This window comes from Brucella sp. NBRC 12950, from assembly GCF_030268145.1.
Lineage (GTDB): Bacteria > Pseudomonadota > Alphaproteobacteria > Rhizobiales > Rhizobiaceae > Brucella.
On sequence record NZ_BSQC01000014.1, the window covers coordinates 104,141 to 120,443 of the forward strand.

The window sequence follows — 16,303 nt, forward strand, 5'->3', positions numbered from 1 at the left end:
GCCGTCACGATCCCACCCGACGGGCGCCCGATTGGGAAGTAATGACCATTCCATTGGCTACAGGCATCATGCAGGCTTGACGGTTCTGAACACCATCAATGGTGACCAGGCATTCAAAACAGATACCCATCAGGCAATAGGGTGCGCGTGGCTTATCACCAACGACGCTGTTTCGGAGCCGGTTGATACCCTCTCCGAGCAGTGCCGCGGCGACAGTAACATTGGCAGGCACCGTCAAGGTATGCTCATCAAATGTGATCGTCACAGTTTCCTCAGGTGTTTCAGTTTTTTGGAAGATTCTAGCAGACATGAAACCTCCGGCCATTGAACGCATCGCCAGCAAGTTGTTTAGCGCCGACAGCAATTTCCTGCGCCACGATCAGGGCGTGGTTTGCCGCAAGTGTGACGCCGGAATGACACATCACGACGTAAGCGCCTGGGTGAGTTTCGGATTGTTCGTAAATTGGCAAGCCGTCTGGTGTTTTCACTCGAAACCCAGCCCAACTGCGAATAACATTGACCTGGGCGAGATGGGGGAATGTCCGAACTGCTCTGTTAGCCAGAACCGCACTAATATCCTGATTGGTGGTGATTTGGTCGGTATGGCTTTCTTGGCTGTCGCCGATCATGACGCCGCCTTCGTCAGCTTGCCGCAGCGTTGCCGCTGTAAAGGGGAAGAAGGGCGCGCATTTCTCCGTTACTAGGATTTGACCTTTGCTGCGTACAACGGGAGCATCCAGACCTACAGATTTGGCAAGTTCAGCATTGCCGTTACCTGCAGCCAGAATGATACGCTCGGCAAAGACCTCACCCCATTTGCCACTCAGAAGAAAGCCGCCATTCTTTGGGGTGATGGACGAAACTTCACAATGCGGTTTGTAGCAAGCGCCAAGTTTCATCATGCCGGTATGTAATGCGCGAAAAAGGCGAAGCGAATTCACGTCGCCGTCCATTGGTGAATAGATCGAACCAAGCACGTCCCGGCCGATCAATGGTAGCATTCCCGCTGTTTGCTGATGGTCAAGCACGACGTGTTCGGGAGCGTCGTTGCCTAGCTCGTGCGCAACGTTTTCGACGTCTGCAGAAAACATTTCTAGTTCACGCTCGTTGAGGCAGAAGGTAAAGGCTCCCGTCTGTCTGAGCGCTACATCCAGACCCGTGACATCGTGTAACTCATCTGCAAAAGTCGACCAACGGCGTGCAGATTGCATTGTCCAACGGGCATAGTGTGGTGCACCTAAGCCCTTACCCTGTACCCAGATGAGCGCGAAATTGGCCCTCGATGCGCGCACGGACAAGTCCTCTCCATCGAGAAGCATCGGGCGCAGCCCGGACCGGGCGAGACCCCAGGCGATGGCAGAGCCCACCAGTCCCGCTCCGATAATGACGATGTTCTGATCCGGCAATCTGCGCATTCTTAGTTTCAATCTGTTGTCACAGTGTGGGAGAGGCGGGCCTGACAATTGTCAGGCCTGATTGCTTCGGCTTAGTTTTGCGGGCTAACGTCCACCTTGAACCACTTTTCGGACAGCTTTTTCACCGTACCGTCAGCAATCGCTGCCTGGATAGCAGTATCGAAGCGCTCCTTCAGCTCCGTATCTTTCTTGCGTAAACCGATGCCGATCATGCCGAAGACTTTGCCGGAAAACAGCGGCCCAGCCAGCTTTGCGCCCTTCATGTCATCCTTTTCGAGCGATGCAGCAAGAACTGTCGCATTGGCAACAACCGCATCCACACGACCGCTGGTCAGGTCGAAATTGTGTTCCTCCGCGGTCTTGTACTCACGTACATCCGCGCCATCCTTGAAATACTGCTCCATGAAGGCGGAAGCGGTCGTCGACCCCTGAACGCCTACGGTCTTGCCCTTGATTTTCTTGCTGATTTCTTCGAGTACTGGTTTGGCTGCATCAGCATCGACATTGAGTGGCTTGCCGCTTTCCGGCAGATCGGCAAGGTCGCTGTCTTCCATGACTGCGAAGGAGTTGATGGCAGCTGCATAAGGAGACGAAAACGCGATCACTTCCTCACGCTTGGGCGTGATGCTCATGCCTGCCATGATGGCGTCATACTTGCCGGCGGTAAGCGACGGAATGATGCCGTCCCAGTTTTGGGCGGTGATTTCGCATTTCGCTTTTATGCGCGCGCAAAGGTCATTGGCGAGATCAATCTCGAAGCCATCCAGAACACCATTCGGTCCAGAAAAATTCCATGGTGCATAAGCACCTTCGGTTGCGATGCGCACGACATCTTCTGCGTGCGCGGCTGTTGCTATGGCGAGACCACCAAGGAAAGAAAGGACGAATTTCAGTTTCATCTGTTCACCTCTGTTAGAAAACCGATTGATCGGTTCAATTGTTTTGTTTGGAAATGAATTGCCGCAACCGTTCGCTTTTGGGGTTGCCAAAAACTTCTTCGGGCGTGCCTTCTTCTTCAATCACGCCCTGACGCAGAAAGACGACACGGCTGGATACATCGCGGGCGAAGCCCATTTCATGGGTAACAACCAGCATTGTGCGGCCCTCTGCAGCCAGATCACGCATGACTTTGAGCACCTCAGCTACCAGCTCCGGGTCTAGCGCGGAGGTAGGTTCGTCGAACAGCAAGATCTTCGGACGCATCGCTAACGCGCGGGCAATCGCCGCGCGTTGTTGCTGGCCGCCGGAAAGATGAGCCGGATAGAAGTTACGCTTTTCGGCGATGCCAACACGCTCCAGCAGTGCTTCAGCTTCCGCAATGCATTCGGACCTGTTTCGCTTTTGCACAAAGACAGGTGCTTCGATCAGATTTTCCAGGATAGTCAGATGGGACCACAGATTGAACGATTGAAACACCATCGTCGCCTGACCGCGTAACCGCTGAACCTGTTTCGCATCACTGAGATGCGGTGCGCGACCCGGCTGTTGGTCGAGCTTATATGTCTCGCCGTGAATAGCGACGCTACCTGCATCCGGCACCTCCAGCATATTGATGCAGCGCAACAATGTGGACTTGCCTGAACCAGATGCTCCCAGAATGGAGATGACATCCCCTTGGTGTGCCTGCAACGAGACGGAGTGCAGAACCTTGTGCGCCCCGTAGAATTTCTCGAGTTTTTTGATCTCGACTGCAGGCGTTTTTACAGTTTGCATTATGAGTTTCCTAAGGAAGCATGCACGACCGCAGGCTGACGCTGGTGCGCTGACAGGCGGTATTCCAACAGTTTGAAGATTCTGGTGACCACAAAATTCAACAGGAGATAGATCGCACCTGCACAGATGAAGACTTCGACAGGACGATAGGTGGCCGAGATCAGCTTGGCCGCCAGACCTGTTACTTCCATCATCGTAATCGTCGATGCCAAGGCGGTGGATTTCACCATCAAGATGATTTCATTCGAATAGGCGGGCAGCATCTGGCGCAGGGCCTGCGGGGCCAGAATACGACGGACGAGGGTGAACCCACTCATGCCATAAGCGCGAGCAGCTTCGATCTGACCGGTTGCAACCGACAAAACGCCACCGCGAATGATTTCGGCACTATAGGCTGCAGTATTGAGCGCCAGAGCCAACACCGCGCACCAATAAGGTTCCCGCAAAAACGGCCAGAGAAAGCTCTTGCGCAGTTCGGGAAATTGGCTGAGACCGTAGTAGATTATGTAGAGTTGGACGAGCAGGGGGGTGCCGCGCAGCACAAAGATGTAGCCCCTCGCAATAAGGTCGAGTACCAGATTGCCCGACAGACGCATTGCGGCCAGTATGAGAGCCAGGACCGCGCCGCTGATAACCGATAGCCCCATCAGTTGAAGCGTCAGCGGGATGCCACGACAAAGCTGTAGGAAACTGTCGAACATGAACGGAAGGTCGATGAAGCTCATACCGCCCTCCGGATGCCGCGCATGGCGTGCTTTTCTGCTTTCTTGAACAGAAGGCCTGATGCGAATGTGATGACGAGATAAAGAAGTCCGGCGGTCAGAAAAAATGTGAACGGCTTGCGCGTCGATCCCGCGCCGATCTGTGCCTGACGCATCAGTTCCACCAATCCTACAACTGAAATCAGCGCGGATTCCTTCAAAACGAGCTGCCAGACATTGCCGATGCCAGGAATGGCGAAGCGTGCTGCCTGCGGTACCATGATGCGACGAAACAGCAGACGCGTTGGCATACCATAGGCTTTGGCAGCCTCGATCTCGCCTTTTGGAAGTGCCAGCACAGCCCCTCGATAGACTTCCGCCTGATAGGCGCCCGATACCACACCGATGGCCAGTGCCCCGGTGATGAAAATTGGCGCGCTGACGAAACCTTGCCCACCAAACAAGGCTCCGACCTGGCTTAATATGGCGCTGCTACCGAAATAGAACAGGTAAATGACCAGAAGATCAGGGATGCCACGAAGCACAGTAGAGTAACCGTCAGCTGCCATTCTGAGAATACGTTGCGATGAGAATGAAGCGGCGGCTGCAATGGTACCGAATACCGTGCCTGCTGCGAAGCCGCAAAAGGCTACTGCAAGTGTCATGCCCGTAGCGCGAAGCATATCGTAGCCCCAGCCGTCTTCGGCAAATCCCATTAAATCCAGATATGCGCTGATCGCACTCATCTGCATTGTTCCCTTTTTATGTCCGGTACTTTTGTAGCGCCGGTACGTTTATGGGAGTGGTTTGACAGCGGGGCTGAATACAGTCAAATTCGAAATAAAGCCCAGAGCATAACCAAATATTATGGTGAAACATGAACCTGCGTCAGGTAGAAGCGTTCCGAACTGTCATGCTAACCGGAAAAATGACCGCCGCAGCGGAGTTGATGTCGATCACTCAGCCTGCGGTAAGTCGCTTGATCCGCGATTTTGAGATCGACACGAAACTCAAACTATTCAACCGTCGCGGAAACCAGTTGATTCCCACGCAAGCAGCAATGACATTATTGCAGGAAGTCGAGCGGGCCTATGTCGGGCTCAATCGCATCAGGAGTTTTGCTGATGAGATCCGCCGCCAGAATGCTGGCATGCTGCGGATTGCCGCCATGCCTGCACTTGCAAATGGGATCATGCCGCGCTTCCTCGCCCGTTTTCTTAAAGATCGCCCTAACATCCACGCCTCTCTCAACGGCATTCCCTCCGCTTTAGTCGTGGAGGCCGTCGCATCAGGTCAGGCGGATATTGGTTTTGCCGACGGCCCGCTCGACCGGCCCGGTTTTATAATTGAGACCCGCGCGATACCGGCTGTTGTGGCCGTCCCTCTGGAGCATCGACTGGCCGACTATCCAGAGGTTTCACCGGATGATCTCGCTGATGAACGCATGATTACGCTCGAACCGGGTTCGTTGTTTGCGATGCGAGTAGAAGTTGCCCTTGCTCGAATTCCACGCTCCGCTACCATTGAGACGCGCCTGTCACACACAGCTCTGACACTTGTGGCCGAAGGTGTCGGCATAACAATCATCGACCCATCCTCAGCAACGGATTTTCGCGGGCGTGGCGTAGTGATCAGGCCATTTACAAGCTTTGTCGATGCGGGGTTTTTGGTCATTCGCCGCAGTAACGGCCCTGACAACAGTCTGGCTCAGCGTTTCATAGATGAGTTCTGGGCCTATCATGAAACGCTGCTCGCGCAGCCGTGAATGTGTGGAATGCGATGAGGCAATCCTTCAATCGTTGTAAATGCGTTCGTCAAGCGGCGTTGAAGCGATGATAGATTTCAGCCCAGCAAGCATGGCGTTTTCGGCCTTGTTGAGATTGGCCTCAGGGTTGTGGATCAGGAAAACATCAATTGCCGGAGGGTTATCGTAAGGGGGCAGACGCCAAAGAAGGCCGTCATCAATCTCGCGTCGCACCACATGCACTGGAAGCGGCCCGATGCCAAGTCCGGTGATGATCATCCGGCGGACCTCCTCGAGGCTCGACGAAGTGCCGACCACATCCGGAGAAAGTCGGGCTTCACTGCGCAATAGGGCTACGGGTCGCAGCGCGTCAGCAATATGGTCGGTCTGAAATGAAACCGATGGTTCTCCTTTCAGATCGGCAAGGCTCAGACCGGACTGGCCGAACATCCGGTGCCGCGGTCCACAGAAAAAGCCAAAGAACTCCCGATAGGCCATGGTGTAATCAAGCGCAGGATCGCGATTGCTTACAAGGCCAAGGCCAAAAGAGGCGCGTTTTTCTCGTACAAGGCGAGCGACTTCGGTGCTGGCGGATACGGTGATCGTCAGTGTCGCGTTGGGATGGTGTTCATGAAACAGCGCGAGCGCCTGGTCGAAGAGAGGGGATACGATGTGGCTGGCTACAGAAATAGTAACATGGCCGGTCACATTGTCACCGACACCGCGCACCAATTGCGGCAGTTGCGAGATAGCACCGAATACCTCGATGCTCTGTTCGTAAAGCAGTTTGCCGACTTCCGTCAGTTCAAACCTAGTAGCATCGCGCTCCACTAACCGCTGGCCGATACGCTCTTCCAATCGACGCAACGCGTTGCTTACGCTTGGTTGTTTGAGGTTGAGGCGTTCTGCTGCGCGGGTGATGCTTTTGACTTCGGCAATCACCACGAAACAGCGCAGAAGGTTCCAATCCAGATCCCAGACGAGACGCTCAGGGCGATGTAGCGACATGATATCTTCCATTCATGAAATCTATGCAATCTATTCCCATTATCTATTTGCGAAATGTATCCAGAAAAGCAATCATGAATAGGGGAAGGCAACAAAAAGCCTCTGAAAAAAACAAAAGGAAGTCGGGAACAGCATGTTTAACAGAATCACAGGTTTCATTGCCGCTGCAGCGATCGCCACCACCGCACTCTTGGCGGTTGCACCTGCACATGCGGACGATCTTGAGAAGATCAAGGCAGCTGGCGAGCTAAAGATTGCGATGAGCGGTCAGTATCCGCCGTTCAATTTTGTCAATGAGAAGAACGAAGTCGTGGGCTTCGATGCCTCCATAGGTTCGGCTATTGCCGAGCGCATGCAACTCAAGCCGCAGCTTATCACCACCGCTTGGGATGGTATTGTTGCTGGTCTTCGGGCGGGCAAGTTCGACACGGTGGTTGGCTCCATGACGATTACGCCGGAGCGCGAGAAGGCCGTGGACTTCGTCGGACCATATTATCACGCGGGCCGCGCGGTTTTCGTGAAGGAAGAGACTGCCTTTCAAAAGCTCGACGACCTCAAAGGCAAAACTTTGGGCGTCACGCTCGGTGAAACCCATGAAAAATGGGCACGCGAACAGGGCGGCTGGAGCATCCGCACCTACAAAGGTTTGCCAGAGCTGATGCTTGAACTCAATGCAGGCCGTGTCGATGCCATCGTTGTCGATAACATCCCGGTCATGGTTGCGATCAAGGAAACCGGCCAGAAGGTCCGCAGGCTTGACACGCCGGATATTGAAGGCGGCAGCGTTGCCATCGGCATCGCCATTCGCAAGAACAATCCGGAGTTGAAGGCTGCAATGCAGAAGGCTCTCGACGAGATCATGGCCGACGGTACTTACGAGAAAATCTCGATGCAATGGGTTGGCAGCGATATTCGCTGATATGTCATCACGGCCCGGCTTATGTCCGGGCCGGTTGAGAACCGATAGACCGGAGTTTTCCGATGGATTTTGCGTTGATGCAGCGCGTCCTCCCGTTTTTTCTGGAGGCGGCATGGGTGACTGTGCAAATTTCTGCTCTAGCCTTGGTGCTGGGTCTTGGCGTCGCGGTTGTACTCGTTAATGGGCGCCTGTCTCGATCGGTCATCCTGCGATGGCTTGCGGCAGCCTATGTAAGCATCTTTCGCGGCACGCCCTGTCTTGTCCAGCTCTTTATTCTCTATTTCGGCGGTCCGCAGATCGGCATCAATCTTGAACCCTTCGCCGCTGGCGTCATCGGACTGGGCTTGAATATCGGCGCATATATGTCTGAATCGATCCGTGGTGCAATTCAAAGCGTCGATCGTGGCCAGACGGAAGCGGCCCGTTCCATTGGCTTTGGGCGCGGCCAGACCATGCGGTTCGTCGTGCTGCCTCAGGCGGCTCGAGTGATGATCCGCCCTCTCGGCGTTAATACGATAGCGCTCCTGAAGGGGTCGGCGCTGGTTTCCACCATTTCGGTGGTTGAACTGACTTATACCGCGCAGCGCTTCATCGGTTCGACTTACAAGCCATTTGAGATTTTCGGCGTTGCAGCTGTTCTCTACATGATCATCATCTATATCGTGGCGCGAGGGGTGGATCTTCTCGACGCGCGCTTCGCGGCGAAGTGAGGACTAAATGCAAGCTCTCGATTTCAGCATCGTCGCCCCCTATACGGAACTGCTGTTGACCGGACTGTGGTGGACGCTTGTTCTGACGGTTGCTTCGGCTTTCCTGAGCTTCGTGCTCGGCATCGTATTTGCTCTGGTTGTGCTTTATGCGCCAGCGATCCTCGCATGGCCGGTGCGGTTCTTTATGTGGCTGTTCATGGGCACTCCGCTTCTGCTGCAGCTCTTCCTTATCTATTTCGGACTAGTTCAAATCGGTATCGATATTCCAGCTCTTGGCGCGGGCATTATCGGCCTTAGTTTGCACTTTGCCGTTTACAATGCCGATATCATTCGCGCGGGTATTGTCGCGGTCGATCCGGGTCAGATGGAGGGAGCGCGGTCTATCGGCTTCAGTCATGGACAGGCGTTGCGCTACATCGTCATCCCGCAGGCCGTGCGCAATACGATACCACCCATCGGCAACAATATGATCGTTCTTCTGAAGGATACATCGCTGGTTTCAATCATCGGCATTGCCGAGCTGGTGCACAGCGCGCAACTGGCAATCAGCGAAACCTTCAGCCCGTTCGAATTTTATATAACCATCGCCGCCATTTATTATTTGGCTAATCTGGTTCTGGAAGCCGGCTTGCGGCGGATTGAAAGAAAAGTGGAGGTAACGCGATGAGCACCCCCAACCCCGTAAGGCCAATGGTCGAAGTGAAGGGCGCTTGCAAAGCCTATGGCGAGCTGGAAGTGCTAAAAGGTATCAACCTGTCGGTGGCGCGTGGCCAGATCATCGCTATTATTGGGCCTAGCGGCTCAGGTAAGAGTACGCTTCTGCGCTCGATTAATCATCTGGAAACTCTGAATGGTGGTGAAGTCTGGCTCGATGGGGAGCAGGTCAATCAACCTATCGCCGGACAGGCATTCGAGAAACACATCAATGCCGTGCGCCAGCAGATGGGTATGGTATTCCAGCACTTCAACTTGTTTCCGCATCTCACTGTGCTCGAAAACATCACGCTCGGGCCCGTCAAACTTAAGGGTATGACGAAAGATGTTGCACGCACGCTGGCCCTGGAGCTTCTGAAAAAGGTTGGGCTCGCCGACAAGATCGACGTTTACCCTTCGCGTCTTTCAGGTGGTCAGAAACAGCGTGTGGCCATTGCACGTGCGCTCGCCATGCAGCCGAAAGTGATGCTGTTCGACGAGGCGACTTCAGCGCTCGATCCAGAGCTTGTGGACGAGGTCAATGCGGTGATGAAGCAACTTGCCGCTGAACATATGACGATGTTGATCGTCACGCACGAGATGCGATTTGCTGCCGAAGTCGCCGACCGCATCCTTTTCATGGATGGCGGCGTGGTGGTGGAAGAGGGGCCGCCGGATCAGATCCTGCGCAATCCTGTAGAGGAGCGTACCCGCGCCTTCCTCAAGAAATATCTAGCCGCGTGAGGTCATGACATGAACGTTAGAAACGTCACTGAGTTTCCCGATTTCGGGCTGACGCCTGCGCAAAGGCGTGAAGCGGTGCTTGGCCATTATTATGAATATCCCGGCATGGATGGGGCGCAAGGTGAAATCTGGTGTTACACCGACGCCTATTCTTATCTGCCGGGCGCAACGGTGCATCTGCAGGTGAGCGCGACTGCCGCGCGTTTCGATATTGATATCGTTCGGGATGGGGCGATTGAAACGCCAGTTTTTTCCAGACGCGGGATCGATTGTAAATGGCAGGAAACACCAGCCCAATCTTCAGTCGTTGGCTGCGGGTGGGAGACTACATTTTCGTTTAAGACGGATGAGAACTGGCCTTCTGGCGCGTACCGGATCACGTTGAATGCCGAAGGCAATAACGGTCAGCGGATTCAATGCTACCACTTGTTCATCCTGCGCCCTGCGGCGGGCCGCAAACCTGGTCGTATCCTCCAGGTTGCCGCGACTGGCACGTGGACGGCCTATAATACCTGGGGCGGCTCCAACCATTATCAGGGCATTACCGGACCGCATGCCGATCAATATGCGACGACGGTAAGCATCGAGCGTCCGTTCTGCCGCGGCTTTGTGTTGTTGCCGGCTGACGCGCCCCGTGTGCCGCTTGATTTTGTGACGCCGCCCGCAGCGCCCCCACGCTATCCGCATATGGAATGGGCTTTTGCCAATGGCTATTCCAAGAAATATGCGTCCTCCGGTTGGGCAAGCTATGATAGCCTGTTCTTCCGGTGGGCTGAACGGGAAGGCTATGCGGTTGATCTTGTAAGCCAGCACGATCTGCATTTCTCCCCAGAAATCCTCAACGGTTATGACTGCGTCGTCTTTGTCGGCCATGACGAATATTGGACATGGGAGATGCGAGACGCTGTCGATCAGTATGTCGATGGCGGCGGTCATGCGGCGCGTTTTGCGGGCAATTTCATGTGGCAGACCCGGCTCGAGGACGATGGTAAGCGCCAGACCTGCTATAAGTATCGTGCCCGCGCTGAAGACCCGGTCTATCGCTCTGCAGATCGGCGTCGCACTAGCGGTTGCTGGGAAGCCGCGGAAACCGGACGGCCCGCAGCAGAGACGTTCGGTCTCAATGCGTTACGCGGTCTTTATGTCGGCTGGGGTGGTTGCGCCCCGCGCGGCGTGCGCGGCTTTCCGGTCTATCGCCCCGAACATTGGGCCTTTACTGGTACTGGCATCTATTACGGCGATCTCTTAGGTGCCGATGGTCACGCTTTCGGCTACGAAGTTGACGGTCTCGACTATGTGATCCGCGGAGGATTGCCAGAACCGGAGGAGGGCAGCGGCGCGCCTGACGGCTTGCAGATTCTTGCGCTCGGCATGTCGTCTCTCAAGGAAGAGAGCGCGGATATTCCCGCTGACGATCAGTTCCTCTCCGATGCTGATGCCAAATTCGTGGCCAACACGCTGATTGGCGACAATGACGAGGCGGCCGTGGAACGGATAAAGCGCGGCTGCGGCATGATCGTCAATTTCCCGCGCGGCAAGGGCGAGGTTTTTCACGCCGGAAGCTGCGAATGGGTTGCGGCTCTAAAACGCGGCGATCGCATGATCGAGCGTGTAACCGCCAATGTTCTAAACCGATATCTCAAGCGCTGACAGAGTAAAGCAATGCTCAACACAAAAGCACAAAACGAACGTCCGGCATCGCATCTTTTCTACCAGTCGCGCCTGCGCAGGCCCCTGGTGGATCGAGCCGATGGCATCTACATCTGGGATCAGGACGGACGTCGTGTCATCGACGGGTCAAGCGGTGCGATGGTGGTCAATATCGGCCACGGCAATCGCAATGTACTCGATGCCATGAAAGCACAGATGGATCGCGTTACCTTCGCTTATCGCCTCCACTTCGAAAACGAACCGGCCGAAGATCTGGCGCGCATGGCGGCAGAGCGAATGCCGGAGGGGTTGGACAAGATTTTCTTCGTTTCTGGTGGATCGGAAGCGGTGGAATCGTGCATCAAACTCGCCCGCCAATGGGCGGTTGCGACCGGACAGTCCAAGCGCTGGAAAGTGATCTCGCGTTTTCCCTCCTATCATGGCGGTACACTTGGTGCGTTGGCTGTCACCGGCTATGCAGCTTTGAGCGAGCCTTTCGCCCCCATCATGCGCGAGATGCCGAAAGTTCCGGCGCCGACCGCTTATCTCGACCGCGACAATCTCTCGATGGAACAGCGTGGCCAGAAATATGCTGACATGCTGGAGGAGAAAATTCAGCAAGAGGGTGCTGAAAGCGTGCTGGCTTTCATCATGGAGCCGATCGGTGGTGCGTCAACGGGCGCACTGGTCGCGCCCGACAGTTATTATCCGCGTATACGTGAAATCTGTGATCGCTATGGCATCTTGCTCATCCATGATGAGGTAATGAGCGGTGCCGGACGCACCGGTAAGTTTCTGGGCGGTGATCACTGGAACTGCAAACCCGACCTCATCGCGCTTTCAAAGGGCTTTGCCTCCGGCTATTGCCCGCTTGGCGCGATGGCGGCGCCCGGGCGCATCGTGCAGCCTGTTCTGGATGCCGGTGGCTTCCTGCACGGCTTCACCTATGCCGGTAATCCTCTGGCTTGTTCTGCGGGCAAGGCGGTACTTGAAGAAATTGATCGTCTTGATCTGGTCGGCAATGCCGCCCGCATGGGCGAAGCTCTAAAAGGTGAGCTGGAAGGGCTTAAAAAGCGCTTTCCTTTCATCGGCGACGTGCGCGGCAAGGGGTTGCTGCTTGCCGCCGAATTCGTGTCTGACCCCGATACCATGCGGCCGCTGCCGAAGGATCTGAATGCCCATCAGCGCATGGTCGATCTCGCCTATGAACGAGGCTTGATTGTATATTCTCGCCGCACGCGGGGTGGCGTCGAGGGTGATCATTTCCTCGTCTGTCCGCCGATGGTCGTAAGTCGAGAACAGGTCGGAGAAATAACGGCCATTCTCGGCGATACGCTGGAGGCTTTGGCGCGGGAACTCAAGCTTCCCGTGAACGCATAAGGAAACCTGACCATGACAGATAAAAAGAAAACACAGCGCAAGGTGATCATCACCTGCGCAGTGACAGGCTCCGTGCACACTCCAACCATGTCGCCGCACCTACCGGTCACGCCAGAGGAGATCGCCAGCGAAGCCATTGCGGCGGCAGAAGCCGGCGCATCTATCCTGCATCTTCATGCCCGCGATCCTCTTGACGGCAGGCCGTCCGCCAATCCGGATCTGTTCATGCAGTTCCTACCGCGCATCAAGCAATCGACGGCGGCGGTGGTGAATATTTCCACAGGCGGTTCATCATTGATGACGCTGGATGATCGGTTAGCTGCGCCGCTTAAGGCCCAACCGGAAATGTGTTCACTTAATATGGGCTCAATGAATTTCGCGCTGTTTCCAGCCCTCGATAAGCCACGCGAGTGGAAGTACGCGTGGGAACCGGAACTGCTGGAGGCTACCCGAAACTCGATCTTCAAGAACACCTTCGCGGATATGGAAGGTATTCTGACAAGTCTCGGTCAGGGCTGTGGCACGCGTTTTGAGTTTGAATGTTACGATGTCGGACATCTTTACTCATTGGCGCATTTTCGCGACCGTGGATTGGTTACCGGTCACTTGTTCATCCAGTTCGTGTTCGGAATTCTGGGCGGCATCGGTGCAGACCCGGATAACCTTATGCATATGAAGCGGATCGCCGACAAACTTTTCGGTGACGATTATTCATTTTCAGTTCTGGCGGCAGGTCGGCACCAAATACCGATGATTACAATGGCGGCAGCCATGGGCGGCAATGTTCGTGTAGGTCTGGAAGACAGCCTCTATGACGGACGGGGCAAGCTAGCCAGGAGCAATGCCGATCAGGTGCGGCGTATCCGCAGCATTCTTGATGGGTTGTCGCTGGAGGTTGCCACGCCCGATGAGGCGCGCGATTATCTGGGCTTGAAAGGTGGAGACAGGGTGGCCTTCTGATGCCAAAAACTGCGTTGGACAAAAAGACAGGGTTTGTCATCAGGCTGGCGGAGCCTGCAGATGCCGAACAGATCCACAAGACGATCCGGGTCATGGCTGAGGAGCTTGGTGCTGCAAGCAAAGTCTCCAGTACGGTAGAAGACTTTCGTCGCCACGGCTTTGGTCCCAATGCGGCTTTTACGAGCCTGATCGCCGAGGCGGACGAGGTATTTGCGGGGCTGGCGCTGTTCTTCCCAATTTTCTCGACATGGCTCGGAAAGCCCGGTGTCTTTGTGCAGGACCTCTATGTCGATGAAGAGTTTCGTGGTCGGGGGGTAGGTGAAGTTTTGCTTCGCCACGTTGCCTCCTGGTCGACGGCACGCGGCGGCGTGTATCTTCGGCTGGCGGTGGATCGGGAGAATGTCGACGCGCAACGCTTTTACCAACGGCTGGGAATCGCCTGGATCGAAGCCGACCTCGATCATGGCGCTTATGGCGAGGATTTTGCCCGTCTGGCGGGTAACGATGCATAATAGGGAGCAATTATGAAAGCCTTTTACGCTGTTGAGCAAAAGCGGCACGACCCCAAAGCCTTTCTTTCGAGCGGCGCATCAAAGCCAAATCCCGAGCAGCCGGAGCGCGTTGAACGCCTGCTCGCCGGCGCAAAAGCTGCCGCGTGTGAGATTATGCGTCCGCAAAATCACGGTCTTGGCCCGATTGCTGCCGTGCATACGCCCGAATATCTGGAGTTTCTGCAGCATATCTATCCGCGCTGGCGACGCATTGAGGAGGCTTCGGAAGAGGTCATCCCGAACATTCATCCGCTAGCACGTGACGGCCGTTATCCCGCTTCTGCCGTGGGGCAGGTTGGCTATCATATGGCCGACACAGCCTGCCCGATAGCTGAACACACATGGGAAAGCGTGTGCTGGAGTGCATGGAGCGCGGTCGACGCCGCCGACGCTGTGCTTGCAGGCGAGGTTGCGGCCTATGCACTCTGCCGCCCACCGGGACATCATGCCTTTGTCGATGTTGCAGGTGGTTTTTGTTTCGTCAATAATTCGGCCGTCGCAGCCCAGCGCCTGCGCTCGAAGGCTCAGCGCGTAGCGGTCCTTGATGTCGATCTGCATCACGGCAACGGAACACAAGGCATTTTCTATGCTCGTTCTGATGTACTGACCGTCTCCATCCACGCCGATCCACTGCGCTTCTATCCATTTTTCTGGGGGCATGCTGATGAACGCGGTGAAGGTGCAGGCCTCGGCTGTAACCTCAATCTGCCTTTGCCACGCAAGTCCGGCGATGTCGAGTTCCTTGCGTCACTTGATACGGCTCTCCGCCGCATCGAAGCTTTCGCGCCAGATGCGCTGGTGGTGGCGCTCGGGCTTGATCCATTCGAAGGTGATCCGTTCGGTGGATTGTCTGTTACCACCGGCGGTTTTGAGCGCATTGCGGAAGTAATCGCGAAACTTCATTTGCCAACCGTTATCGTGCAGGAAGGCGGTTATCTATGCGATGCGCTGGGTGATAACCTCACCGCTTTCTTACGCGGCTATCAATCGGTGGCACGATGAGCGGTCTTGTGACTTTTATTGGCGTGGTACATCCGTGGATGTGTGACGTCATGGGACACATGAATGTCCGCCATTACGCTGGCATGTTTGATGACGCGAGCTTTCAGCTCTTGGGCCAAATAGCTGAGAAAATCCCGGATGAGAGTTTCGGATGGGCGGATGTGCGCTCGACAACCGATTATAAAAGGGAGGTGCCAGCTGGGGACCTGCTAACGATCCGCTCACAGGTGTTGAAAATTGGGCGCTCATCAATCACGTTTCGCCAAATCATGGCTGGTTCTCTCGATGGAGAACTGCGCGCTATCAATGAGACAACGTCTGTGTGTTTCGACAAGAATGCGCGTATTTCACTCGAACTTGAGCACGCAATGCGGATAAGAGCAGAAAAATTCTCCTAGAACCCATGGGGTGGCAGCTGCCTCGTGATAGTGCGCCTTCATACTGGTTATCGGGGCAGTGTTGAAACCCAGAAGCGAAAGTCCGGTGAGAATTCGGTAGATCTGCCTAAAAAAGGGGAGATCCAAAGTCATCATTTAAAAGCTACCTGCGAAAGCCTGCTAGCAACTGCATGATGGGCTTGCTCATCTCTTGAGCAAGTCAATCATCTCGCGGTCGCGTGAGAGGGCAATAGAAAACGATCTCGGGATCATCATGATCGAGATTGTCGATCTGCCCGCTCTGCGTGAATCCCATTTTTGCAAACAAAGTTTGCATCGGGATATTCGACTTATTGGTGGAGCTGAAAATTTTCGAGCCTGAGGCAACGGATCGGAGGTGCTCGGTGATCGCGGCGCCTAGTCCTTGCAGACGAAACTTTTGGCTAACCATCACCATCTCAATAAACGAATACCCAAAAAAATGGTTCGTGAGCACACCGTAGGCTGCGACCTGGCCATCTATTTGCGCAACATAGCAGCGTGCAGATTCCAACCAGATACCAATTTGAGCTCTGCGTTCAAAGCTCGCCTCGGCAACTGAATCAATGGCACAAAGAGCCAGATAATCATTGGCAGTCGCTGGCCGTATCTTCATTTCTCTTCCTGTTTGCAATGAGCGCGCTTTGGAGCGCCCATATGATAGATATTTGTTTCGTTCCGATGTCCACAGTGGGTG

19 protein-coding genes are annotated in these 16,303 nt (G+C 55.0%); 11 read left to right on the forward strand and 8 right to left on the reverse strand.

Features of this window, described 5'->3' with window-relative positions; translation table 11 throughout:
* Nucleotides 1-4 precede the first annotated feature (4 nt).
* The 6 genes from QSJ70_RS21545 to QSJ70_RS21570 all read right to left on the reverse strand — a co-directional run bounded on the left by QSJ70_RS21545 (nucleotide 5) and on the right by QSJ70_RS21570 (nucleotide 4,575).
* Nucleotides 5-310: a (2Fe-2S)-binding protein gene (locus QSJ70_RS21545; RefSeq protein ID WP_285539463.1), complete on the reverse strand. Its 306-nt coding sequence runs from the start codon at nucleotides 308-310 to the stop codon at nucleotides 5-7.
* Nucleotides 300-1,415, reverse strand: a complete 1,116-nt coding sequence (locus QSJ70_RS21550; protein ID WP_215779333.1) for an NAD(P)/FAD-dependent oxidoreductase — start codon at nucleotides 1,413-1,415, stop codon at nucleotides 300-302. The genes QSJ70_RS21545 and QSJ70_RS21550 overlap by 11 nt, the downstream gene beginning before the upstream one ends.
* A gap of 71 nt (nucleotides 1,416-1,486) precedes the next feature.
* Complete coding sequence (locus tag QSJ70_RS21555; RefSeq protein ID WP_285539466.1) at nucleotides 1,487-2,314, reverse strand: lysine/arginine/ornithine ABC transporter substrate-binding protein; 828 nt, start codon at nucleotides 2,312-2,314, stop codon at nucleotides 1,487-1,489.
* A gap of 34 nt (nucleotides 2,315-2,348) precedes the next feature.
* A complete protein-coding gene (locus QSJ70_RS21560) occupies nucleotides 2,349-3,128 on the reverse strand; it encodes an ABC transporter ATP-binding protein (protein WP_285539469.1) in 780 nt (259 codons plus the stop codon).
* Entirely contained in the window at nucleotides 3,128-3,853 is a 726-nt protein-coding gene (locus tag QSJ70_RS21565) for an ABC transporter permease (protein ID WP_285539471.1), read from the reverse strand. The genes QSJ70_RS21560 and QSJ70_RS21565 overlap by 1 nt, the downstream gene beginning before the upstream one ends.
* Complete coding sequence (locus QSJ70_RS21570) at nucleotides 3,850-4,575, reverse strand: ABC transporter permease (protein WP_285539473.1); 726 nt, start codon at nucleotides 4,573-4,575, stop codon at nucleotides 3,850-3,852. Before QSJ70_RS21570 ends, QSJ70_RS21565 begins: the two co-directional genes overlap by 4 nt.
* A 131-nt stretch (nucleotides 4,576-4,706) precedes the next feature.
* Between QSJ70_RS21570 and QSJ70_RS21575 the strand changes: the two genes are divergently transcribed.
* Entirely contained in the window at nucleotides 4,707-5,594 is an 888-nt protein-coding gene (locus QSJ70_RS21575) for a LysR substrate-binding domain-containing protein (RefSeq protein WP_215779326.1), read from the forward strand.
* Nucleotides 5,595-5,621: 27 nt separating this feature from the next.
* Here the strand turns inward: QSJ70_RS21575 and QSJ70_RS21580 are convergent, their stop codons facing one another.
* A complete protein-coding gene (locus QSJ70_RS21580; protein WP_285539476.1) occupies nucleotides 5,622-6,581 on the reverse strand; it encodes a LysR family transcriptional regulator in 960 nt (319 codons plus the stop codon).
* Nucleotides 6,582-6,714: 133 nt separating this feature from the next.
* Between QSJ70_RS21580 and QSJ70_RS21585 the strand changes: the two genes are divergently transcribed.
* The 10 genes from QSJ70_RS21585 to QSJ70_RS21630 all read left to right on the forward strand — a co-directional run bounded on the left by QSJ70_RS21585 (nucleotide 6,715) and on the right by QSJ70_RS21630 (nucleotide 15,588).
* Nucleotides 6,715-7,500 (forward strand): ABC transporter substrate-binding protein, encoded by a 786-nt coding sequence (locus QSJ70_RS21585; RefSeq protein ID WP_215779323.1) that lies wholly within the window; start codon nucleotides 6,715-6,717, stop codon nucleotides 7,498-7,500.
* A 62-nt stretch (nucleotides 7,501-7,562) separates the two neighbouring features.
* Nucleotides 7,563-8,210 carry an amino acid ABC transporter permease gene (locus tag QSJ70_RS21590; RefSeq protein WP_215779321.1) on the forward strand — a complete coding sequence of 216 codons (648 nt, stop codon included), beginning with the start codon at nucleotides 7,563-7,565 and terminating at the stop codon, nucleotides 8,208-8,210.
* A gap of 7 nt (nucleotides 8,211-8,217) precedes the next feature.
* Nucleotides 8,218-8,877 carry an amino acid ABC transporter permease gene (locus tag QSJ70_RS21595; RefSeq protein ID WP_215779319.1) on the forward strand — a complete coding sequence of 220 codons (660 nt, stop codon included), beginning with the start codon at nucleotides 8,218-8,220 and terminating at the stop codon, nucleotides 8,875-8,877.
* Nucleotides 8,878-8,900: 23 nt separating this feature from the next.
* On the forward strand, nucleotides 8,901-9,647 hold the full coding sequence (locus tag QSJ70_RS21600; protein ID WP_285539579.1) for an amino acid ABC transporter ATP-binding protein: 747 nt from the start codon (nucleotides 8,901-8,903) through the stop codon (nucleotides 9,645-9,647).
* Between the two features lie 9 nt (nucleotides 9,648-9,656).
* Nucleotides 9,657-11,297, forward strand: coding sequence for a N,N-dimethylformamidase beta subunit family domain-containing protein (locus tag QSJ70_RS21605; protein WP_285539479.1), 1,641 nt, complete (start codon nucleotides 9,657-9,659; stop codon nucleotides 11,295-11,297).
* A gap of 12 nt (nucleotides 11,298-11,309) precedes the next feature.
* Nucleotides 11,310-12,677, forward strand: coding sequence for an aminotransferase family protein (locus QSJ70_RS21610; protein WP_215779316.1), 1,368 nt, complete (start codon nucleotides 11,310-11,312; stop codon nucleotides 12,675-12,677).
* Nucleotides 12,678-12,689: 12 nt separating this feature from the next.
* On the forward strand, nucleotides 12,690-13,637 hold the full coding sequence (gene kce, locus QSJ70_RS21615) for a 3,5-dioxohexanoate:acetyl-CoA acetone transferase (RefSeq protein ID WP_215779315.1): 948 nt from the start codon (nucleotides 12,690-12,692) through the stop codon (nucleotides 13,635-13,637).
* Complete coding sequence (locus tag QSJ70_RS21620; RefSeq protein WP_285539483.1) at nucleotides 13,637-14,149, forward strand: GNAT family N-acetyltransferase; 513 nt, start codon at nucleotides 13,637-13,639, stop codon at nucleotides 14,147-14,149. The genes kce and QSJ70_RS21620 overlap by 1 nt, the downstream gene beginning before the upstream one ends.
* Nucleotides 14,150-14,161: 12 nt before the next feature.
* Nucleotides 14,162-15,190: a histone deacetylase family protein gene (locus QSJ70_RS21625; RefSeq protein ID WP_215779311.1), complete on the forward strand. Its 1,029-nt coding sequence runs from the start codon at nucleotides 14,162-14,164 to the stop codon at nucleotides 15,188-15,190.
* Complete coding sequence (locus QSJ70_RS21630) at nucleotides 15,187-15,588, forward strand: acyl-CoA thioesterase (protein ID WP_285539486.1); 402 nt, start codon at nucleotides 15,187-15,189, stop codon at nucleotides 15,586-15,588. Before QSJ70_RS21625 ends, QSJ70_RS21630 begins: the two co-directional genes overlap by 4 nt.
* Before the next feature lie 199 nt (nucleotides 15,589-15,787).
* On the opposite strand, the gene QSJ70_RS21635 is transcribed toward QSJ70_RS21630, so the two are convergent.
* Nucleotides 15,788-16,240 carry a GNAT family N-acetyltransferase gene (locus QSJ70_RS21635; protein ID WP_285539488.1) on the reverse strand — a complete coding sequence of 151 codons (453 nt, stop codon included), beginning with the start codon at nucleotides 16,238-16,240 and terminating at the stop codon, nucleotides 15,788-15,790.
* Nucleotides 16,241-16,303: the final 63 nt, after the last annotated feature.